Consider the following 20,950-nt stretch of genomic DNA (forward strand, 5'->3'; position numbering starts at 1 on the left):
AGGAAGTACAATCCAGCGAGCGCCAAGGGCATCCGCGGACGGGAGGCTAGGCCGATAGGCGAAATCAAAACAATCGCTTCCGCAGATTTTCCGGATAGCCGGAAAAGTGCCGGTTGCATTTGACAGCTTGTTCCGTTCGACGCCTTATCGACGTGTCTCAAGTGGCGGAAATCGTTGCCGCCTTGGAGAGCGGCGGCGGCTTTCGTTCCCCGCAGGATTGTTTCAATTCCGTGCCGGATTTCCGGCGTTCACGGCAGGCCACCAACGGCGAGCGCCATGCGTTCGACGGACGGTGGACTGCGACCTGAAGAGTGATTTGCGAGTTTGCATATGCAGATCGTCGGCATCGACACTGGCGGCACCTTTACCGATACGGTCATTCTTACCGGCGACGGCAGGATCGGGGTCGGCAAGGCACTGACGACGCACGGCCGCCTGATGGAAGGTGTGATCGCCTCGCTTGCTGTCGCCTCCCGCTCGCTTGGCAAGAGCCTGCGCGAAATCCTCGAGGTGACCGACATCCTGTCGCACGGCACCACCGTCGGCCTCAATGCCCTGCTCACCAACGCCGGCGCCAAGGTTGGCCTGCTTGTGACCTCAGGCTTTGAGGCGACACTGCCGATGGCGCGTTCCAACAAGGTGCACGGCCTGCCCGACGAGGACAGCATCAATGCGCTCAAATGGCGCAAGCCGGATCTGCTCGTTCCCCGCCGCCGCATCATCGGTGTACGCGAACGCATCGACGTCGATGGCAACATCATCGTGCCGCTGGATGAAGAGCAGGCCCGGCAGTCGATCCGCCAACTGGTCGCGCGCGGTGCCGAGGCGATCGGCATCGCGCTGATGTGGTCGCCGGTCAATGGCAGCCACGAGCGCCGTCTCGCCGAACTGGTCGCCGAGGAGGCCCCAGGCCTGCATGTGACGCTGTCGAGCGAGCTTGCGCCGCGCATCGGCGAATATGAGCGCACCGCGACCGTTGCCATGAATGCCTATGTCGCACCTCTTGTCGGCGACTACCTGACCTCGCTCGACGAGGCGTTGCGCGATGAGGGATTTTCGGGCCTGTTCCTGATCGTGACCATGGGCGGCGGCGCGCGTCGCGCGAGTTCGCTGCACGACGCCCCGATACATCTGCTTCAATCCGGACCCGTCGGCGGCATCATGGCCGCCCGCCAGATCGGCGCGCGGCTTGGGCATGTCGACGTGCTTGCCACCGACGTCGGCGGCACGAGCTTCGATGTCGGCCTCGTCGTCGGTGGTGCCCTGCCGACCGCTTCCCGACCACGCATCGACCGGCATAGCCTGGCCGTTCCCGTCATAGACCTGGCCTCTATCGGAACGGGTGGAGGCAGCATTGCCTATGCCGATCCCGAACTCGGCGTGTTGCGGGTCGGACCGCAAAGCGCCGGTTCGATGCCCGGCCCGGCCTGCTACGGCCGCGGCGGCACGCAGCCTACAGTGACGGATGCCGCTGTCGTTTTGGGCCATCTCGATCACCTCGGCGGCGCGCTCATCCTGGATCGCGACGCTGCGCGGTCGGCGCTTGCGCCGCTTGCCGGCAAGCTCGGCCTTGAAATCGAAGAGGCGGCCGAGGGGATCTTGCGCGTCGCCAATGCACAGATGGCCGATCTCGTCCGCCGCGCCAGCGTGCAACGCGGCCATGATCCTCGCAACTTCGTGCTTTATGCCTATGGCGGGGCAGCACCTCAGCATGTCGGGCGCTATGCCGCCGAGATCGGTGTGAAGGCAATCGTCATACCGCGGCTGGCGCCGGAGTTCTCCGCCTGGGGGGCAGCCTCCAGCGACATGCGGACCTCCTATGAAATCGAGCTGCCCGCCCGGCCGCTGCAGGACTTCCGTGATGGCGAGATCGACGCCTTCGGTCGGCTTGAGCAGCGCGCCCGAGGCGAATTCGAGGGGCTGGCGGAGGCGAGCCTGGCAGGTGCCGTTGAGATACGGCGCAAGATCGGTCTGAAATTTTCTCGCCAGCTGCACCGGATCGACATCGAAGTGCCGTCGTCACGGCTTGGTAGAGCCGAGATTGCCGCTGCCGAGGCCGCGTTCCGGTCCCGCTACGAGCAGATCGTTGGTCGGGGTTCGGCCCATGCAAAAAGCACGATCGAACTTGCGGCCGTCGTCGTTGAAGCGCGTATGCCGATCGTCATGCCCGACAGCGCCCCGACGGGGATGCGCGGCGCGCTCCGGCCCAGCCGGCAACGGCGGGCCTGGTTCGGGGGGCGTGAGCAGGAGACGCCGGTCTTCCTGTGGGCCGAGCTTGGCGTGGGTGTCGTGATATCGGGACCTGCCTTCATCGAATCCGACCAGACAACGGCAGTCATCTATCCCGGCCAGACGGTGACGACCGACGTGGACGGCAACCTAACCATGACCGTGCCTGCGGTGCACAAGCGCTCGCCTTCGCCCAGCATCGGGGAATTCGCATGACAATCGGTCCGATCGAGCTCGAAATCATCCGCCACCGACTTGAAGCCATCAACGCGGATGCAGGCGAGACGCTGGTCCGTGTCTCGGGTTCGCAGATCGCCTCCGAGGCGAGTGATTTCAACACCGCGATCATGACGGCCGACGGCACCGTGATCTCGTGCAGCAAGTTCATTCTGGTGCAGTCGACATCGCTCAACCTTATCGTTCGCGACATCCTCGATCGCTATGGCGAAAACCCGGGTATTGGTCGCGGTGACCAGTTTCTTACCAACGATCCCTATCTCGGGACGCTGCATCAGCCCGATGTGACGCTGGTGGCACCGATCTTTCACGGCGACAGGCTGATTGCCTGGGCGGGGTCGACGGTGCACGAACCGGATGTCGGCGGCCCGGTCAGTGGCGGCTTCAACTATGCAGCCCGCTCGATCTTCGACGAAGCGATCCCGATCCCGCCGGTCAAGATCGTCGAGGCAGGCAGCGTCCGCCGCGACATCGAGCGCGACTACCTTGCCCGCACCCGAACACCCGAGCTCAACGCGCTCGATTTGCTCGGCCAGATCGCGGCGAACCGCGCATCCGAACGTCAGGTGCTGGAACTCTGCGCCGCCTATGGCACCGATGGTCTCGTGCACGCGATGGACAGGCTGCTTGCTTCGACGGAGGCAGCCTTCCGGCGCCGCCTCATTGAGCTGCCAGATGGCATTTGGCGCGAGAACTCGTTCATTCAGCATGAGCAGCGTAGCGGCGCCGACTATTTGCCGAACCAAGTCTACGCCGTCCGCCTCGCCATGGCCAAGGCAGGCGACAAGCTCAGCTTCGACTTCACCGCCAGCGACGACCAGGCTCCTGGCGCGGTCAACTCCACCTATCCGACGCTGGCCAACTTCACCATGGCGGCGGTGCTCGTCCACATCTGCCAGGGCCTGCCCTGGATGCCCGGCGCCATATGGCGCACCATCGACATACATACTCGAAAGGCTTCGATCGTTGATGCCGAGTGGCCGGCCGGCGTCGCGATGAGCACAGGCACCTCGGCACAAGCGATCCGCAACTGCGTCAGCGGTTGCCTCGCGCGCCTGCTCGACGGATCGGCGGCGCATGCGCACATGGCCATGGCCTCGTCGCAGTCCTCGGGCGCCGGCGGCATGTCGATTTCGGGACACCGGCGCGACGGCACCCCGTTCACCACGCTGTTTCTGGATGAGCTGAGCGGCGGCGGCGGCGCCACCGTCCGTGCCGACGGGAGCGACACGTCGGGTACGGCGACGTCGCCGGGCGCGACGCCGTCGAACCTCGAAACCAACGAAGCATACTATCCCGTGCTCTATCTGACGCGCCGCGAGTTGGCCGATTCCGGCGGTCCCGGCATGCGACGCGGTGGCGTCGGCGCAATGCATGCCTATCGCCCGCACCAGACCGACCGATCGATCGCACTCTTGTCCATGGCGCAAGGCTTGCAGCATCCGGCGACAATGGGCGCAGCAGGCGGTGAACCCGGTTTGCCCAGCGGCTTCGCCATCATGAGTTGTGACGTGCCGGTGGCCGTTTCAAGCGGCTGGGCGGAGCTTGCTGATGCCACTGATTTTCGGCTGCCCGATGCTGCAACCAGGCTCTATCCGGATCAGATATTGGTCACGTCCTCGCAAGGGGGCGGCGGCTTTGGCGATCCGCTCGAACGCGATCCGGCTGCGGTTGCCATGGATGTGCTCGATGGTCTCGTCAGTGTGGGCAATGCCTTGCGCGACTTTGGCGTGGTCCTGCGTCTCGACGGCGACCAGGTAGAGATCGACCGTGACGCGTCAGAGGCCGCGCGAAAAGCACGGCTCAAGGTTCGGCTCGGCGGTCGCGATCCGCGCACGATTGAAGGTCCGGTCAGCGGACGTCGCCTGTCCAGCCATTTCCGGGCCGTCGCAGTCTCCGGTGGCGAGCAGGTCGTATGCGCCGTCTGCGGCCATGGTATCTGCGACGCTGGCGAGGACATCTACGCATCCCTTGCCGTCCATGAAGCCGTCGCCGGCGAGCGATCAGCCATCACCGACCGCTATCCCGGCAGCGAACGCTTCCGCATCCGCCATTTCTATTGTCCCGGTTGCGCCCGACAGGTCGACGTCCAGGTCGCGCTTTCAGGCGATCCGGTGCTTGAGGCGATTGAATTGCCGTTTCCCCGCAATCCGACAGAGACAAGACCATGACAGCCATCCCTTTGCCCTATGCTGACGATCCCGACACGGCGGGCTTCTGGGACGCGGCACGCGAGAGTCGCCTCGTCGTCCAGCGCTGCAAGGCCTGCGGCCATTGTCAATTTCCACCACATCCGTTCTGCGCCGCCTGCGCCCATGCCGAGACGGAATGGGCCGAAACGTCCGGTCGAGGTTCTGTCTGGTCGTACGGTGTTGCGCATGGTCCGACGCTGCCTGGTTTCCAGGATGTGGTGCCGTATCCAATGATCGTCGTCGAATTCGAAGACCATCCGCAAATCCGCATGGTCGGCAGCCTGGTTGCGGCACCCAACGCTGCCATCAACAGCGTACCAGTTTCGGCAATCCGCATCGGCATGCCAGTCGACGTCACCTTTGCTGCCGTCTCCGACGACATCACCCTGCCGCGCTGGATGCCGCGCGTTTCCGAGAGCCTGAAGCCATGAGCGATATGATCTCCCTCAAGGACCGGACTGCGATTGTCGGTATTGGCGAGACCGCCTTTGGCAAGGCCATGGTGCAAAGCGAGGAGCAGCTTGCCTGCATGGCGATCAAGGCGGCGCTCGACGACGCCGGCATCTCGCCGTCGGAGGTCGACGGCCTCTGCTCGCTCAATATGGAGAACGTCTTCCAGCACGACATCGCGCGTGATCTCGGCATGAAGGAGGTGACCTATTATTCGCAGATGCCCGCCGGCGGACATGGCGGCTGCGGTACCGTCGGCCATGCGGCCATGGCGATTGCCACCGGCCAGGCCAAGGTGGTCGTCGGCTGGCGCTCGCGCAAGCGGAGCGGCCGTGCAAGCCGTGTCTGGGCGCAACTGGAGCAGCGCATTCAGGGCAGCCGTGACACCTGGCTGAGACCCTGGGGCATCATCCGGCCTGTCGACGAGGTCGGCGTGATGTACACCCGCTATATGCACGAATTCGGCGCCACCCGCGATCATCTCGCCAATGTCGCATTGGCGTTCCGAAGCCATGCCAACCGCAATCCCAAGGCCTTCATGCATGCCAAGCCGATGAGCCGCGAAGACTATTTCGCAGCGCGCTGGATCAGCGAGCCGCTTTGCCTATTCGATTGCTGCCTCGAGACGGACGGCGCGATCGCCTTCGTCGTCACAGCAGTGGATCGCGCCAGGGATTGCCGCAACAGGCCCGTCTACGTCCACGCCGCAGCCCAGGGGTTCGATGGCGGCAGCGCCATCCTTGCCAACTACTTCACGGCCGATCCGATGCGCTCGCAGGCTGCGACCTGCGCGAAGTCCCTGTGGCGCCAGAGCGACTTCCGCGCTGCCGACATCAAGGTGGCGCAGTTCTACGACGCCTTCACGCCGGAGGTGTTCTTCACCCTCGAAGGCTACGGCTTCTGTGGGCGAGGTGAAGGCGCTGCCTTCACCGAGGATGGGGGCGTCGCGCTCGGTGGACGCCTGCCGGTAAACACCGGCGGCGGCAGCCTCTCCGAGGTCTATCTGCATGGTTTCAACATGATCACCGAAGGCGTGAAGCAGATGCGCGGCACCTCCACCGGTCAGGTCGAGCAAGCCGACTGCTGCTTCGTGAGCTCGAGCGATCTGGGCCCGACCTGTGCGGTCGTGTTGCGCAACTGAGAGGGGGGCATTGATGCACGATACCATTGTCTGGATCAGCGGCGCGACGCAGGGTGTGGGCCTCGGGCTTGCTCGCAACGTTCCGTTCAAGAATGCCCGCGTCATCAATCTGTCGCGTCGGAAGCACCCCGACTATGAGAGCGTCACCTTCGACCTGACCGACCCCGCGTCATGGGATCGCGTCCGTGGGCATTTCATCCGGGAGCTGGCTGCCTTTCGCGGCAAGCGCGCCATATTCATTCACAACGCATACTATTCCGAAGCGATCGGCGTGGTCGGCAAGGTCTCCTCTGAGACATACGAGAAGGGCGTTCTTGCCAATCTCGCTGCACCCTTCGTGCTTGCTGAAGCGTTTCTCGACGCTTGTCGTCCCGGCTATGAGGCAGGGCTGGTGATGCTCTCTTCCGGAGCCGCAGTGGCAGCGCTCGAAGGGCTGGCCACCTACTGTGCGTCCAAGGTTGCGGTCGAACACTGGGTCGAAGTCGTCGCACGCGAACGCGAAAGCCGCGGCGGAACCGGGCCATGGGTGGTGGCGGTACGGCCGGGCGGCGTCGATACGCCGGCCCTGCGCGCGGCAGCCGAAGTCGATCCCGAACTCTATCCGCGCGTGGCGAGCCTCAAGCGCAACATTCCAAATCGCGTCGACATAGACACGGCGGGCAGACGGATCTGGGCAGCACTGCCGCCGGCTCCGGATACCGCGGTCATCTCATTCGCCGAGCCGCCTGATGACCCGGCATTCCAGTTTGGTGGTCCGCGCATAAGGCAACTCGCCGGGTCGAGCTGGAAGCTGGTCTACGACGCGGGCTGACAAGCGCATCGGTCCGAATCCGGAACGCTTTCCGGAGAGCACGAGGTGCAGGGGCAATGGATCAGGGCGTCCTCTTGCGTCCGTTCGGACGCACGACGCTCCAGGAGGTTGCCGACCGGTGGAGGACCGGCGGCGAAAAGAAGCAACAGGGAGGAAGCAATGAAATCTCTATGGAAGAAACTGGCACTCGCCGCCGCCGTGATCGGGGCAAGCTTCGGCGCCCGTGCCGAAGGCTCCGACGCGCCGAAGCCACTACCGCAGCGTGAGAAGGTGATCGTCGCCATGACCGCCAAGGTCGAGGCCTACATACCGATGCTGCTTGCCGACCGGATGGGGGAGTTCGACAAGGAGAACATCGACATCGAATACACCTTCGCCAAGTCGAGCGACGGCATCGTGCTCCTGTCCACGGGGCGCGCAGACGTGCTCGGCGGCCAGCCGAGTGCGGCCATCTTCAACGCCATTGCCAGTGGCGCAGACATTCGTGTCGTGGCGCCGCTCTTCGTCCAGTCGCCCGGCTCGAAACAGGGCATCTGGGCCAATAATGCCTTTCTCAACGGCCGCAAATTCACCGTCGACCTGTTCAAGGATCAGACGGTTGCCAGCGCCATCGGCCTCGGCTCGACGGCCTCCTACTTCCTGCAGACAGAGCTGGAAAAGGTCGGCCTGTCGCTCAAGGACGTGAAATTCCAGACCATGGCTTCTGCCGACATTCTCGTGGCCCTGGAAAACGGTGCCGTCAATTTTGGCTACCTGATCGATTCCATCTGGCAGAAGGCCGACGAATCCAAAGTGTCTTTGGCCTTCGTCCAGGGGCCTGAGATGTCAGCAGGCTCGTGGAGCTTCGGTCCGCGCCTGCTCAAGGAGCGGCGCGACGTGGGCGAGGCGGTGATGCGGGCACTGGTGCGCACGACGCGCACCTACCTGCAGGGCGACTACCACGCCAATCCCGCGGTCATGAAGATCATGCTCGAGGAACTGCAACTGCCCGAGGAGACGCTGAAGAAGGGCGTATCGCTGACCTTCGATCCCAATCTGTACATGCCGGCCGATCTCGCCGCGCGCCTGCAGAAGACCTACGCGCTCATTCCCGAGGTGCTGTCCTACACCGAATTGGTGCCGGAAGACCGTGTCGTCGACCAAGGCTTCATTGCTGCCGCGGGAATTCCCATTCCGGCGAAATAGGCAGGTCGTCATTGGCCCGGTGCAATTCCGCAAGGCGTTGATGCCGGGAAGCTATCTGCCGGAGGGCGGATCCCAAGGCCGCCGTGGCGGGACTTTCCTCGGGATCGGCACTGACGAGCCCGACGGCGACCGGAACACGCATGAACTTCGACTGGAAGGGTGCAGCCACTGCGGTAGCCCCTTCCGCCGAGAAGCCGCGGGAGGTGGCATAGCCTTGTTTGCGAACCGATCTGACCTTGTCGAGCAACGTGGCCACACTGGCCACGCGCCTTGCCGGCGGTTCGGTGCGAAACATGCGCTTGGCAATCTCCACCACCACCTCCTGCGGCTTGCCAGACAAAAGCGCCATGCCGGCCGCTGTCGACCAGTCGTAGTCGGTGAAGCCTTCGACATGGACGCCGGCGTGAAAGTCAGAGCCGGCGATGATCGCCGAGCACTGGACCCAGCGATCGTTCTGCATGCACAGCCATACCGTCAGGCCGGTGTGGCGATGCACTTCGTCCATCAGGTCGGAGACTGCCGTGCCGCCGAAGAAGGAACCTTCGATGCGCCGGGCCAGAGTGACGATCCGGTAGGAAGGCAGGTAAACCTTCTGACGCGGGTCGAAGGCGAGGTAGCCGGTGCGCACCAGCGTCTTCAGAATGTCGTCGGCGCTGGAATTGGGAATGGCAAGCGCACGGCTGATCTCGGTCGTACGCGCCGGCCGCGGATTGGCCTGGAAGTATTCGAGCACGGACAGCACGCGCAGGCTGGATTTCACCACGCCGCCAGAGCGGTCATTGGTGACGCCCCGCAGCAATTCGTTGGGCTCCTCGAATCCCAACTCCGCCCGTCTCGCCGTGTTGGCCGCGGTTCCCATGGCGCTCTCCTCTCCTTGCGCCGGCGTGCCGGCACAGAGCGTTTCGCCGCCAGTTTGGCACCTTGCCGAGAAGCTGAATTCGGCCATTTGGCCTAGGCCAATCGCCCGGAAATCCGACAAACCGAAAGACCCGACATCATGCAGACCATCCCAAAGGCAATCCAGCACGCCCGCGAAGAACTCGACCGCAGCCTGGTCGATCTCCAGCGCATGTTTCGCAAGAAGAGCGGCATTGCCTATGTCGGCCGTGTCGACGCGTCGCCGCAAGCGCATAGCTGGTTTCGCCGCTTCGGCGATGACGTGCGGTTTTGCTACGTCAATCCGCGCGGCGGTGAGGCCGGTGGTGTGCCTGTCTTCACGTCGATGGCGGAGGTGCCTGATCATATCGACCTCGCCGTGGTCAAGGTGGCGCCGGCGATCGTTCCGCAGGTAATCGCCGATTGCGGTCGTCGCGGCGTGCGCGATGTCATCGTCTTCAGCTCCGGTTTTTCAGAAGTGGGTGCCGAGGGTGCCGCGCTCGAGGCCAAGGTCGCCGAGGTCGCACGTGAACATGGCGTGCGTGTCATCGGGCCGAACACCAACGACAACACATTCGAGCAGTTTCCCGTGCCGGAGCATCATCGCGGCGGCCTCGTCGGGTTGGTCACCCAGAGCGGCTTCAACGGCCGGCCCATCGTCGAGGGCATCGCCATGGGTGCTGCCTTCCGGCGTTGGGTGACGGTGGGCAACGAGGTCGATCTCGAGGTTGCCGACTTCATCAACTACTTTGCCCATGATCCGCAGACGTCCGTCATCGCAGCCTATGTCGAAGGCTTCAAGTCGATCGCTAAGCTCAGGCTGGCGCTTGAGGCTGCCAATGCAATGAAGAAGCCAGTGGTCATGCTCAAGATGGGATCGACCGAGCGTGGTGCGCGCATGGCCGCGTCGCATACAGGCCACCTCGCTGGAGCGGATGCGGTCATCAACGGCTTGTTCCGGCAGTATGGGGTGATCCGAGTCCGCGATCTCGACGAGTTGCTCGAGACGGCCAACCTGCTCGCCAAGCTGCCGGCGGGCACCGGCCCGAACTGTGCGCTCTACTCGGTTTCGGGAGGCTCGACGACGCTGATGGCCGAGCTGGCCGACAGCTATGGCGTGAGCTTTCCCGATCTGTCGCAGGCGACGATCGAAAAGCTCTACGCCTACCTGCCCAACTACGTCACCGTCTCCAATCCGATCGACAATGGCGGCGGCTTTGTCATCGCTGCCCCGCAGCAGCAGCGTATCGAGGTGCTTGAAGCCATTGCCGCCGACGCAAACGTCGATGTCATCGTGGTCGGGCTGACGGCGGCCCTTGGCCTGCTGTCCGACAGCTTTGCCGCCGACGTGCTGGCTTTCGCACCACGTTCGCCCAAGCCTGTGGTCGCGGTGTGGGGGTCGGTGCTGACCGACAGTCCCGGCTATCGCGACCTGGTCAAGTCAGGCGTGCCGATCTTCCGCTCATTCCGCAAATGCTTCCGCGCCATGCGCGCGCACGCTGACTACGAGGCCGCAAAGGCGGCGTTCCGCAGCCGCTCCTGGGATGCAGCAGCATTGTCGGCCAGCCAGCAAGGCGCGCTGAAGCAGGATGGAATTCTCGACAGCGGACAGGTGGCCGCATTGCTCGACGGCTCAGGCATCTGCCGTGCTGGCGAGCGCCTGGTTACCTCGTCCTCCGAGGCAGCAGAAGCGTTCGCGGCCTGGGGAGGGCGCGTCGTCATGAAGCTGGCTTCGCCCGACATCGCCCATAAGTCAGATGCGGGTTTGGTGCTGCTCGACATCGGTGACGCTGTGACTGCCGCAAGCACTTACGAGAGCCTGGTGGCAAAGGCGAAGACCCATTTTCCGGCGGCTCGGATCGAGGGTGTGCTGATGCAGGAACTGATCGGCACCGGCGTCGAGATGATCGTCGGACTGACGCAGGATCGCGATCTTGGCCCAACCATCACCGTCGGCGCCGGGGGCATCTATGCCGAAATCCTGAAGGATGCGGCTACGCGACCGTTGCCTGTCGACAAGGACGATATCAGCGACATGATCGCCAGCCTGAGGCTCTCCCCTTTGCTCGATGGCGCCCGCAGCGCGGAACCCTCGGACAAGGAAGCCCTTGTCGATCTGGTTTTCAAGCTGGCGCAACTGGGGCTGGCCGCCGGTTCCGCGATAGCCGAGCTTGACCTGAATCCGGTTATCGTGCTGCCGGACCGGGCTGTGGCTGTCGATGCGCTTGTCGTCGCGGCCAACTCATCGACATAGCCGCACGATGGCGCAATTCTGCGGCGTTTGAAGGGAGAATTGGGATGCGCATCCAACAAGGGTAGGAGGTCTTCAAATGCGATCGGGCGACCGACCGCGAGCCTCGTGTTGACCCCCACGCCGGTGATCGACGGTCAAGTGAGCCCCTGCCGGCTACCTGATGTGCCAGCATTGCGCCCCAACTCGCCGCAACCGGACCGACTGGTATTAGCGCCAAGCAGGGCATCGCGCCATCGCTTGATAAGGTAACCTTTTCGTTGACAGACGCGCCGTTCCCTTCTGCTTATCGCGTAACCATGGTGGTGCCGACTTATGCCCATGCCGACACCCCTCCATCCCTGCCTCTTCGGCCTCGCGCATTGGCTCGCCGCACTTATGGCCTTCGTCGTCGTGTCGATGGAGAGGTGACGGGGCGGACGCTGCACCGACCTGATCTCGCAGCGTGCGGCGCAGCCCTGTCTGACCACGCTGATCGCGCTGTCGAGCGGGGCCGAGTCTATGGCTGAAAGGGATGTGCGCCGTTGATGGCTAGCATCCCACAGTCTTATCCGCGCATCGTGTGGCGCTACTTTCGCTTCAGCGCGAGAGGTAGCGTTGCCGAGGAGCCTGAGCCCGAAGAGCTTGGAGCGTTTTCGTTAGTCGGTGATCAGGAACGTCCTGTTGCTGGCCACGTCGAGCAAGGGCAGTTCCTTGTTGCCGGTGACACTCTTGCTCGCCGCGTTACCGCCAAAGCAGGCAATGCCGACAGAAGCGCTGAACTGCTCCTGGCCTGAGCCGAGTGGGCCGGAGGGCGTGCGTGGCGCCAGAAGGCGCAATTATCGCTTCTTCCCGCGCTTGCACCCGCACTCCCGTTGGTCAAACAGAGCCCTCAAACGACAGCTAACGCTTGGTCTTCGAATGGAAGCTTCCAGTCCCCTCCCGGCCCAATCTGATCATTCCGATGCGAAGTCCTCTTGTCCTGCAAGCATCCAGCAATCGCAGCCGGGGTGCGGAGCAACATAAGTACGAAAGAGACTTGCGTGATCTAGCGATCCCCCGAACAAGATTGGGATAGCGACCGCTGTATCGTCTCGAAAACCCTGCTGTTGCCGATTTGTGAGACGTTGAACCTCATCAGGTCTCCTGCCGTCTGGGCAGGGCTGAAAGCGTTCCCGGGCGCCAGGACGACACCATCGACAAGTGCTGCCCTTGCCACTTGTGCCGACGATCGAGGACCAGGAACTCTACACCAGAGAAACATCCCCGCCTGCGGTTCCAGCAAGGGCACGATGCCTATCTCCCGCAACTTCGCTCCGACTTCGTGGCGTGCTCGAGCAAGGCGCATCCGCAGTCCCTCGAGATACTTACGATGGCCACCGTCACTGAGCACGCTGAGGACGAGCTCCGCGTTGAGACGCCCGCCGCCGAATGTTGTCGCAATTTTCAGGTCGACGATCCCGTCTATCCAATCCTTTTTCGCGGCAATGAACCCGCATCGGGCTGAAGCAGAGAGGGTTTTCGAGAAGCTGCCGATGTGGATGACTCGGTTCAAGCCGTCGAACGCGGCGAGCCGCGGTCCGGGCACGTGCTCAAAGTCGGCGAATATGTCGTCCTCGACGATTGTCAGACCATGCTGTTCGGCCAGCATCAGGACACGATGGGCGATAACAGGAGAAAGCGTCGCTCCCGTCGGATTATGGACCGCCGAGTTCGTGATGTAGAGGCGTGGCCGATGCTCTGCGAGCACGGACGCGAACACCTCGATATCGGGCCCATTTGGGGTGTAGGGAACGCTGACGACCTGAACCCGGTGCGCTCTCAACAGCGCCTGGAAGTTGAAGTAGCAGGGATCGTCGAGAAGCACGGTATCGCCAGGGTCGATGAGATAGCGACAGAGAAGGTCGATGGCCTGGGTGCCGCTTTCGGTCAGGATGACCTGGTCCGGTGGCGCCTCAATGCCCTTCTCTGCCATTCGCCGGGTGATCAATTGCCGAAGGGGTGGCAAGCCCAATGGCGATCCATATTCGGCCAGGGCAATCCCCGAAGCCCTGGAAAGTGCGCGTAGACCGCGCCGGAGGCCAGCCTCGGGAAGCCAGTCAGGGGGCAGCCACCCGCAGCCCGGCTTCTCGGTATTGTCGGTGGCTTCCAGCGATTGGCGGGACACCCAGAACGGATCGATAGCTCGGTCGAGCTTCGGACCAACCTCGGACAGCAACAGTGGGGCGGTCTGTGTCGCCACGTAGAAACCGGAACCAGGACGGGATAGCACCACCCCCTCGGCAACGAGGCGGTCATAGGCTTCTACGACTGTCGAAACCGAGACGCCTGACGTCTTGGCGTGTGCCCGTACGGACGGAAGCTTGCTGCCTGGCAAGAGGCTGCGTCCGGCGATTCGACGCCTGATCTGCTCCATCACCATTTCGATACGGGTTGTGTCCATCTGTATTGCCTTTGTGGCCATAACAGTAATGTCAAACTGTACCTTACCGTATCTGGCGGTTGCAAGCGGCTGCCTGCATAGGTCCATGGACAAAGGGGGTGCCATGGAACGGTCGACAAGCGGTTGGTTGTACGGATTGATAGGTGTGATCATCTTCAGCGGGTCACTGCCCGCCACGCGCGTTGCCGTGCAGTCTCTTGATCCGGTTTTTCTGACGGTTGCTCGTGCGGCAATTGCCGGCATTCTCGGAGTTGTCTTACTAGCCGCCTTCAGGGAGCGCCGCCCGGAACGTCGCGATCTTGTTTCCCTGGTGGTCGTTGCCCTCGGCGTGGTGGTTGGTTTTCCGCTTTTGACGGCTTTTGCCCTTCAGCATGTCACGTCGGCCCACTCGATCGTGTTCATCGGCCTCCTTCCGCTCTGCACTGCGATCTTCGCCGTGATCCGCGGCAATGAGCGACCCAAGCCGATCTTCTGGCTCTTCTCGGTTCTCGGAAGCGCATTGGTCGCCGGGTTTGCGATTAGCCAGGGGCTGTCTGCCTCGCCTGTCGGCGACGCGCTCATGCTGGCCGCGATCATCGCTTGCGGGCTCGGTTACGCCGAAGGGGCGACGCTCTCGCGCAAGCTCGGTGGATGGCAGGTCATCTGCTGGGCGCTGGTGATATCCCTTCCGGTGATGCTGATGCTCACGGCGATCTATTGGCCTGCCACATTTGAGAACGTGACGATTCCGGCATGGACAAGCCTGGCCTACGTTTCCCTGTTCAGCATGCTCATCGGCTTCGTCTTCTGGTATCGCGGCCTTGCGCTTGGCGGCATCGCCTCGGTCGGACAACTTCAGCTCCTGCAGCCATTCTTTGGCCTCGTGCTTGCCGCCACATTGCTCCGCGAGCCCGTGACCCCCGTGATGTTGGTCGTCACCGTCGCTGTCATCTGCTGCGTCTTCGGGGCGCGCAGATTCGGCAAATGAGGAAGAGTTGGATGTGTGCGCCAGCCGCTGCAAGGAGGCTGCTCTGCCGGGCGTTCATCGTAGGGCATACCGCAGTCGGCCCCATGGTGGCCGCGCAGTGGCGCTGTTGATCAAGGCCAACCCCATTCCGACCAGCGATACCGCCGTTGTATCCATCAACACTGCGAAAAGAGCCGACAACGCATACGAGGCGAACTCGCACCGCGCTGTCGGCAGGCGGGGGCCGAGGCGAACGGGCTTGGCCCAAGTTAGTCAAGGCTGCGTCCAGCCCGTCGATGCTGCCTGGCGGATCAACGGAACGGCTGCAGGTGCAATTGCGATGCCCGCGCAGCCAGGGGGCGCCAGCCCCGCTGGAGTGCGCTTGTCATGCTCTGACTACCAGAGCGGCTTATCCAGCTTCGTGCAGGCTATGGAGTTTGCCTGGCTTTCAGGCAGATGCTTGAAGAAATTCAGGTTGGTCACGCAGATGTCGCCATTGCCGAAGGCGATGCTTGCGGGTGCCCCGAGAGGCGCCTGGAGCGGGTTGCCCAGCTGCTGCCGCTTCTTGGCGTCGGCACTGACCTTCCAGACTTCGCTGCGCGTGGTCTCAGTCAGGTAGAAATTGCCGTCCTTGTCGACCTCCAGGCCATCCATGTTGTCGTAGCCGAAGGCGAGCATTTCAGCCTTTCCGGCACTGCCGTCATCCTGGATAGGCACCTTGACCAGCAGCGGGATGCCGCCTGTCACGCCGTAGAGCGACTTGCCGTCCGGCGCCAGCGCTATGCCATTGACGCCCACCGGATAGCCGCTGAGAGAGCGGTCTCCCGGACTGAACAGTGGGTCCTTCGACCACAACTCAGCTGATTTCTGCTCGGGGTCTATTTTCCAGATGGCCTGGAGGCTGAGATCTGACAAGTAGATCTTGCCGTCCGATGCTATGACCGGGTCGTCGGGGAAGCAGAACGGATATCCGTCGGCCCGTGTCACCACCGGCTCGACCTTGCCCGTCGAGATCGTGACCTGGTACAGGCCGGACTTGGTGACCGTTGCATCGCCGCACCCCTCGACCGCCAAATCGGCCTTGGCAGGCCACGGAAAGCGTTTGGAGTATTCGGAAAAGGCGACGTAGAGGTGATCTTTGCCGTCCCAGTCGATGCCGACGGTGCTTCCTTTGGCATCTCCGATCACCGTCCTCAGATCGGCGATCTTGGTCGAGGTGCCGTCGGTTGCGACCTTCATGACCAGCGCGGAATGAAACAGGCTGACATAGAAATTGCCGTTGGTGTCGCCGACGAGCCCTTCGGGCGCATCGTTGAACTGTGCAAGAATTCGCCAATCTGCTGCCATTGTCTGTGATGCAAGAGACGATGCAAAAAATGTCAGAAGTGCGCCACGACGCAACATTTCTCTCTCCCATTTTGTAGATGATAGGTCCTCGCCCAATAAAGGGTGGCCGCGTTCAAATGCTCTGCATCGTCTGTTCGGACTAATGTTCTGACGTGCTTTCGCAGCTCCGCCTTGTTCCGAAGCGCATGAATATTTGCTTCGTCACGACTGCCCGGCAGCTGTTTCGGTGGGCGTCCTCAGATCGCCGTTGCGAACTTCCAGGCGGGATCGGCCGCGCGCCCCCGGGCAAAAACAAGCAGGTCCTCGGCCACCTGGCTGACGGCGGCGGAATGCACGCGATATCGGTTGACCGCGAGTGCCCAGGTGACATCGAAGCCCTGGATCACCGCCATCGAAACCTTGTCGTCGCGCTTGTGTTCGTAAATGGACGAATAGGGCAGCATGGTGTAGCCGACGCCGGCGCGCGCAAGCTCGTAGCACATGGCAACCGACTCGACTTCGACAACAGTGTTGATCGAGAGATTTCCGGTTCCGAGCTTCTGCTCGAGATATCGCCGTATCGGATTGCCGGACTCAGGCAGCACCAGCTTGTGCTGCACCACGAAGTCGGCCGACACCATCCCTTCGACGCCCAGTTCCGCGCTTTCGGTTCCGAGAAGCATCATCGGCTCGCGAACAAGCGGCGTCAGGCTGAAACGCTGCGTTCGCGGCTGCAGCGCAGTGATGGCAACGTCGAGGGTCCGCCGCTGCATCCACACCTCGAGTGCGTTGGAGACGATTTCGCTGACACGCAACGTGTAATGCGGATGTTCGCGGACGACCTTCTCCAGAAAGGGGATGGCCAGCAGGCGGTTCAGCGAAGAGGGCAACGCCAGCGACACGGACGTCGAGCTTTCCTGGGCGATCTCCTCCTTGATCAGGACGGCCTCGCGCAAAAGCTGCGGCGCACGTCCGGCGAGCAGCAAGCCGGCCTCGGTCAGCTTGGTTCCTGTCGTGTCCCGGCGGAACAGCGAGGCTCCGATTTCGCCCTCGAGAAGGGCAATCTTTCGGGAAAGCGAGGGTTGGGACAGGTTCAGATCGGCAGCCGCACGGTTCATGCTGCCGAATTCGGCGACACGCAAGAAGCACTCGAGAAGTCTGAGATCCATATACCGCTCGTTATTCAGAAACCGTTGAAGTCATATGACCATTATAGGAATAGTGGAGGATCGGTTCTCGCGCTAGCCTCCGGGACAGTTGAAATCGCTGAGCCTTTTCCGATGCCTGAAGCCTACATCATCGATGCCGTGCGCACGCCCGTTGGGCGCAAGAAGGGTGCTCTCGCCAGCATTCACTCAGCCGATCTTGGCGCCCATCCGATCAGGGAACTGGTCAAGCGCAGCGACATAGATCCGGCAGGCATCGACGACGTCATCTTCGGCTGTACGGAAACCATCGGTCCGCAGGCCGGCGACATTGCTCGAACCTGCGCTCTGGTGGCCGGCCTCCCCGAACATGTGCCGGGGGTGACAATCGACAGGCAATGCGGATCGTCGCAGCAGGCAATCCACTTCGCCGCCCAGGCCGTCATGAGCGGAACCCAGGATCTTGTCGTTGCCGGCGGCGTGCAGAACCTCAACCTCATTCCGATGGGGGCGGCCATGTCGGTCGGCACGCAGTTCGGTTTCGACGACCCGTTCAGCAGCTCGCCGGGCTGGCAGGCACGCTACGGTCAGCAGGAAGTCAGCCAGTTCAGGGCCGCCGACATGATCGCTCAGAGGTGGAGCTGCAGCCGCGAAGACATGGAACGATTTGCGCTTGAAAGCCACAGGCGCGCCATCGATGCCATCGATCGGGGACTCTTCCAATCCGAAATCGTTCCCATCGGCAGCTTTTCCGTCGACGAGGCGCCACGCCGTGATACCAGCCTCGCTAAGATGGCTGCCCTGGCTCCACTGCGCGCCGGCGGCCGGGTCCATGCTGGTGTCGCCAGCCAGAACACCGACGCTGCCGCTGCCATACTGATTGCGTCCGAACAGGCCGTGAAGGACCACCGGCTCAAACCGCGCGCACGAATCCACCACATCTCGGTCCGCGCTGCCGATCCTGTCTGGATGCTGACCGCCCCTATCCCGGCCACCCGGCATGCGCTGGCCAAGACGGGTATGCGGATCGACGACTTCGACCTGTTCGAATGCAACGAGGCTTTCGCTTCCATCCCCATGGCCTGGATGCGCGAGCTCGAAGTGCCGCACGAAAAGATGAACGTCAATGGCGGCGCGATCGCGCTCGGTCATCCGCTCGGTGCCACCGGGGCGCGCATCATGACTTCGATGTTGTTCGAGTTGGAACGACGCAACGGCAAGTTCGCCCTGCAGACCATGTGCGAGGGCGGAGGGCAGGCAAACGTCACCATCATTGAGAGGATGAACTAGGCAGAATCAATAAAACATCACTCCAGCACGAACAACATGAGTGATCCGACCAGGTTTTGTCGGAGATGTATTTTTTTGTTTCTTATAACTACTTAAGTAAAGCAAAATATATCGTCCAAATAGACGATTTATAGGTAGATTTCGTAAAATATTGTCGTCGAGGGCGCCCCGCATATTCCGAGTCCCGATTGGAGACTTGCCTACTCGCCCACATCCACATCTGGCCTCGTCAATCAATTAGGAGACCTTGATGATATCGAATACCACGGACGTACTTGTCATCGGCGGCGGACCGGCCGGTTCCACTGTCGCAACCATCCTTGCCCGGCAAGGGATCAAGACCACTGTTCTGGAACGCGACGTGTTCCCGAGATATCACATCGGCGAGTCGCTTCTTGCCTCGCTGATGCCGATGCTCGACGCGATCGGCGCCGGGGAAAAGATGAAGAAGCATGGCTTCGTCGAGAAGCCTGGCGGCTACTTCAACTGGGGTAACGAAAAGTGGTCGTTCCGCTTCGACGAGATCGAGGGCGCACCGAACCACTCCTACCAGGTCAAGCGCTCGGAGTTCGACAAGCTGCTGCTCGACCACGCTGCGGAAAATGGCGCGAGCGTTCACCAGAACGTCAAGGTCAGCAAGGTCGAGTTCGACAATGGCCGGGCGGTCTCGGCGAGCTACCTCGACCGAACCTCAGAGACGAGAGGCAACATCAGCTTCAAGTACCTGGTCGACTGCTCCGGCCGCAGCGGCGTGATCGCCAACGAATATGCGAAGGACCGGCATTTCCACAACGTCTTCAAGAACGTCGCCATCTGGTCCTACTGGTCCGGGACCGACCTCTTTTACGACGATCTGCCCGCCGGCTCGACCCGTATCATCTCGGTGGAGGCCGGCTGGATCTGGTTCATTCCGCTCAACGACGGCACGGTCAGCGTCGGTACGGTGATCACCCGCGATCAGCTGCGCAAGGAACGCGATGCCGGGCATAGCGCCGAACAGGTCTATGACCGGTTGCTTGCCGACAATGAGGAGGCGCGCATCATCCTGAAGGATGCCAAGCGCACCGACATCAAGATGGAAACGGATTATTCCTACACGTCGGAGCGCTTCTCGGGGCCGGGCTACTTCATGTGCGGCGATGCCGCGTGCTTTCTCGACCCGCTGCTCTCGAGCGGCGTACACCTTGCGATGGTCTCGAGCCTTGTTGCCGCCGCGTCGATTGCGAGCATCCTGAAAGGCCATGTCGACGAGGCGCGGGCGGTCAATTTCTTCGAGACCAGCTACCGGCAGGCCTATCTCAGGTTCCTGATGATGGTTTCCTCCTTCTATGACCTCAACAGAGGACAGGCAGGCTACTTCTGGGAAGCGCAGCGGCTGACCTCCAAGGACTATTCGGACCGCGACATGAAGAAGGCGTTCGTCAGCATCGTGTCTGGCGGCGCCGACTACACCGAGGTCAGTGATGGCCGCTACGGCGAAATCGTTGCCAAGCAGGTTGCCGAAAAGCTGAGGCAAGGTGTCGACATGCGCCGCGGAACGGGCCAGATCGGCGACGAGACCAAGCGCGAGAACATGCAGTTCATGGATGCTCTCAACGGACTGCAGTTCCTGCAGGCCAACGCGGCGATCGACGGCCTTTATGTGGTGACGCAGCCAGAGATCATGCTGGCTCAGACCGCAGCCTAAAGAGCCAGGGCCGGGCAACAGCCCGGCCCTTTCCCCGACATCTGTCCTGGGCGCCGAGGCGACCAGGATCTGGCGATGCTATGAGGTCTTGCGATGGAGAATTGGCTCGCATTTTCGGCCGCTACGATAACGTTGCTTTTCGTTCCAGGACCGACCAACACGCTGATTGCAAGCAACGGTGCGCTGCTCGGCTGGAAATCTGCGCTCAGGCTTTTGCCTGCAGAGCTGGTCGGATACCTCTGCGCCATCCTTGGCTGGTCGCTCGGCCTGTCGCTCGCCACCGGCTTCGTTCATTCGGCCGCATCGTTTGCCGCAATAATCGCTGCGGCTGCACTGCTTGTGTCGGCGCGCAAGCTTTGGAGCTGGGATATGGCGCGTCAGAGCCGTCGCGGCTCACGAGCCCTCGACATCTTCATCGTAACGCTTTGCAATCCCAAGGCGCTGCTGTTTGCACTCACCATCGTTCCACACCTGCGTGAAGGCGATGTTCCGGCCGCGCTGCCATATCTGGCGTACCTGTCGCTGCTGATCCTGACCATCGGGTCCATCTGGACCCTGATCGGTGCAGGGATCGCCCGACGCTTCCGGCATTTTGCCTCGTCTCGGCTTTTCGCCCGTTTGGGGGCGGCCGTGCTGGTGTTTTTCGCCACTTCGCTTGTCGTGACGACCCTTCTGCGGGCCTTCGAGCTCTAGCAGCCCATCGATCCTCACGACAATTTCCAACCAGACTCGTTCGCCCCGCGTGGGGCCAACGACGACCTT

General features: G+C 62.3%; 16 protein-coding genes. 11 read left to right on the plus strand and 5 right to left on the minus strand.

What is annotated here, in order from left to right; all coding sequences use genetic code 11:
- Window positions 1-330 precede the first annotated feature (330 nt).
- From H5P29_RS08305 to H5P29_RS08330, 6 genes are all read left to right on the plus strand, one after another.
- Entirely contained in the window at window positions 331-2,445 is a 2,115-nt protein-coding gene (locus H5P29_RS08305) for a hydantoinase/oxoprolinase family protein (RefSeq protein WP_154387251.1), read from the plus strand.
- Window positions 2,442-4,637, plus strand: a complete 2,196-nt coding sequence (locus tag H5P29_RS08310; RefSeq protein WP_067957026.1) for a hydantoinase B/oxoprolinase family protein — start codon at window positions 2,442-2,444, stop codon at window positions 4,635-4,637. The genes H5P29_RS08305 and H5P29_RS08310 overlap by 4 nt, the downstream gene beginning before the upstream one ends.
- The gene (locus H5P29_RS08315) at window positions 4,634-5,089 is read left to right on the plus strand and encodes a Zn-ribbon domain-containing OB-fold protein (protein WP_154387252.1); all 456 of its coding nucleotides are present in this window, start codon (window positions 4,634-4,636) and stop codon (window positions 5,087-5,089) included. Before H5P29_RS08310 ends, H5P29_RS08315 begins: the two co-directional genes overlap by 4 nt.
- Window positions 5,086-6,249 (plus strand): lipid-transfer protein, encoded by a 1,164-nt coding sequence (locus H5P29_RS08320; RefSeq protein WP_208993684.1) that lies wholly within the window; start codon window positions 5,086-5,088, stop codon window positions 6,247-6,249. Before H5P29_RS08315 ends, H5P29_RS08320 begins: the two co-directional genes overlap by 4 nt.
- A gap of 13 nt (window positions 6,250-6,262) precedes the next feature.
- Window positions 6,263-7,060, plus strand: a complete 798-nt coding sequence (locus tag H5P29_RS08325) for an SDR family oxidoreductase (RefSeq protein ID WP_083948464.1) — start codon at window positions 6,263-6,265, stop codon at window positions 7,058-7,060.
- Window positions 7,061-7,219: 159 nt separating this feature from the next.
- Window positions 7,220-8,245, plus strand: a complete 1,026-nt coding sequence (locus tag H5P29_RS08330; protein WP_154387253.1) for an ABC transporter substrate-binding protein — start codon at window positions 7,220-7,222, stop codon at window positions 8,243-8,245.
- Here H5P29_RS08330 and H5P29_RS08335 read toward each other — a convergent pair.
- Window positions 8,208-9,104, minus strand: coding sequence for an IclR family transcriptional regulator (locus H5P29_RS08335; protein WP_182573739.1), 897 nt, complete (start codon window positions 9,102-9,104; stop codon window positions 8,208-8,210). The two genes, H5P29_RS08330 and H5P29_RS08335, sit on opposite strands and share 38 nt — an antisense overlap.
- Before the next feature lie 138 nt (window positions 9,105-9,242).
- On the opposite strand from H5P29_RS08335, the gene H5P29_RS08340 reads away from it, so the two are divergent.
- Window positions 9,243-11,375, plus strand: coding sequence for an acetate--CoA ligase family protein (locus tag H5P29_RS08340; protein WP_154387255.1), 2,133 nt, complete (start codon window positions 9,243-9,245; stop codon window positions 11,373-11,375).
- Between the two features lie 635 nt (window positions 11,376-12,010).
- Here the strand turns inward: H5P29_RS08340 and H5P29_RS08345 are convergent.
- Both H5P29_RS08345 and H5P29_RS08350 read right to left on the minus strand, forming a co-directional pair.
- Window positions 12,011-12,190 carry a hypothetical protein gene (locus H5P29_RS08345; RefSeq protein ID WP_067957040.1) on the minus strand — a complete coding sequence of 60 codons (180 nt, stop codon included), beginning with the start codon at window positions 12,188-12,190 and terminating at the stop codon, window positions 12,011-12,013.
- Between the two features lie 209 nt (window positions 12,191-12,399).
- On the minus strand, window positions 12,400-13,815 hold the full coding sequence (locus tag H5P29_RS08350; RefSeq protein WP_067966070.1) for a PLP-dependent aminotransferase family protein: 1,416 nt from the start codon (window positions 13,813-13,815) through the stop codon (window positions 12,400-12,402).
- Between the two features lie 82 nt (window positions 13,816-13,897).
- Between H5P29_RS08350 and H5P29_RS08355 the strand changes: the two genes are divergently transcribed.
- Window positions 13,898-14,761, plus strand: a complete 864-nt coding sequence (locus tag H5P29_RS08355; RefSeq protein WP_067966072.1) for a DMT family transporter — start codon at window positions 13,898-13,900, stop codon at window positions 14,759-14,761.
- 375 nt (window positions 14,762-15,136) lie between these two features.
- On the opposite strand, the gene H5P29_RS08360 is transcribed toward H5P29_RS08355, so the two are convergent.
- The gene (locus H5P29_RS08360) at window positions 15,137-16,087 is read right to left on the minus strand and encodes an SMP-30/gluconolactonase/LRE family protein (RefSeq protein WP_182573741.1); all 951 of its coding nucleotides are present in this window, start codon (window positions 16,085-16,087) and stop codon (window positions 15,137-15,139) included.
- 236 nt (window positions 16,088-16,323) lie between these two features.
- A complete protein-coding gene (locus H5P29_RS08365; protein WP_154387257.1) occupies window positions 16,324-17,235 on the minus strand; it encodes a LysR family transcriptional regulator in 912 nt (303 codons plus the stop codon).
- A 111-nt stretch (window positions 17,236-17,346) separates the two neighbouring features.
- Between H5P29_RS08365 and H5P29_RS08370 the strand changes: the two genes are divergently transcribed.
- The 3 genes from H5P29_RS08370 (at window position 17,347) to H5P29_RS08380 (ending at window position 20,881) form a co-directional block, all read left to right on the plus strand.
- Entirely contained in the window at window positions 17,347-18,501 is a 1,155-nt protein-coding gene (locus tag H5P29_RS08370) for an acetyl-CoA C-acetyltransferase (RefSeq protein ID WP_154387258.1), read from the plus strand.
- Window positions 18,502-18,751: 250 nt separating this feature from the next.
- Window positions 18,752-20,188, plus strand: a complete 1,437-nt coding sequence (locus tag H5P29_RS08375; protein WP_154387259.1) for an NAD(P)/FAD-dependent oxidoreductase — start codon at window positions 18,752-18,754, stop codon at window positions 20,186-20,188.
- A 93-nt stretch (window positions 20,189-20,281) separates the two neighbouring features.
- A complete protein-coding gene (locus H5P29_RS08380) occupies window positions 20,282-20,881 on the plus strand; it encodes a LysE family translocator (RefSeq protein WP_154387260.1) in 600 nt (199 codons plus the stop codon).
- Window positions 20,882-20,950: the final 69 nt, after the last annotated feature.

Source organism: Aminobacter sp. MDW-2, assembly GCF_014250155.1.
GTDB lineage: Bacteria > Pseudomonadota > Alphaproteobacteria > Rhizobiales > Rhizobiaceae > Aminobacter > Aminobacter ciceronei.

Coding starts and splice junctions, on each gene's coding strand:
- H5P29_RS08305 (WP_154387251.1), top strand. CDS start 331: ATGCAGATCGTCGGCATCGACACTGGCGGCACCTTTACCGATACGGTC.
- H5P29_RS08310 (WP_067957026.1), top strand. CDS start 2,442: ATGACAATCGGTCCGATCGAGCTCGAAATCATCCGCCACCGACTTGAA.
- H5P29_RS08315 (WP_154387252.1), top strand. CDS start 4,634: ATGACAGCCATCCCTTTGCCCTATGCTGACGATCCCGACACGGCGGGC.
- H5P29_RS08320 (WP_208993684.1), top strand. CDS start 5,086: ATGAGCGATATGATCTCCCTCAAGGACCGGACTGCGATTGTCGGTATT.
- H5P29_RS08325 (WP_083948464.1), top strand. CDS start 6,263: ATGCACGATACCATTGTCTGGATCAGCGGCGCGACGCAGGGTGTGGGC.
- H5P29_RS08330 (WP_154387253.1), top strand. CDS start 7,220: ATGAAATCTCTATGGAAGAAACTGGCACTCGCCGCCGCCGTGATCGGG.
- H5P29_RS08335 (WP_182573739.1), bottom strand. CDS start 9,104: ATGGGAACCGCGGCCAACACGGCGAGACGGGCGGAGTTGGGATTCGAG.
- H5P29_RS08340 (WP_154387255.1), top strand. CDS start 9,243: ATGCAGACCATCCCAAAGGCAATCCAGCACGCCCGCGAAGAACTCGAC.
- H5P29_RS08350 (WP_067966070.1), bottom strand. CDS start 13,815: ATGGCCACAAAGGCAATACAGATGGACACAACCCGTATCGAAATGGTG.
- H5P29_RS08355 (WP_067966072.1), top strand. CDS start 13,898: ATGGAACGGTCGACAAGCGGTTGGTTGTACGGATTGATAGGTGTGATC.
- H5P29_RS08360 (WP_182573741.1), bottom strand. CDS start 16,087: ATGGCAGCAGATTGGCGAATTCTTGCACAGTTCAACGATGCGCCCGAA.
- H5P29_RS08365 (WP_154387257.1), bottom strand. CDS start 17,235: ATGGATCTCAGACTTCTCGAGTGCTTCTTGCGTGTCGCCGAATTCGGC.
- H5P29_RS08370 (WP_154387258.1), top strand. CDS start 17,347: ATGCCTGAAGCCTACATCATCGATGCCGTGCGCACGCCCGTTGGGCGC.
- H5P29_RS08375 (WP_154387259.1), top strand. CDS start 18,752: ATGATATCGAATACCACGGACGTACTTGTCATCGGCGGCGGACCGGCC.
- H5P29_RS08380 (WP_154387260.1), top strand. CDS start 20,282: ATGGAGAATTGGCTCGCATTTTCGGCCGCTACGATAACGTTGCTTTTC.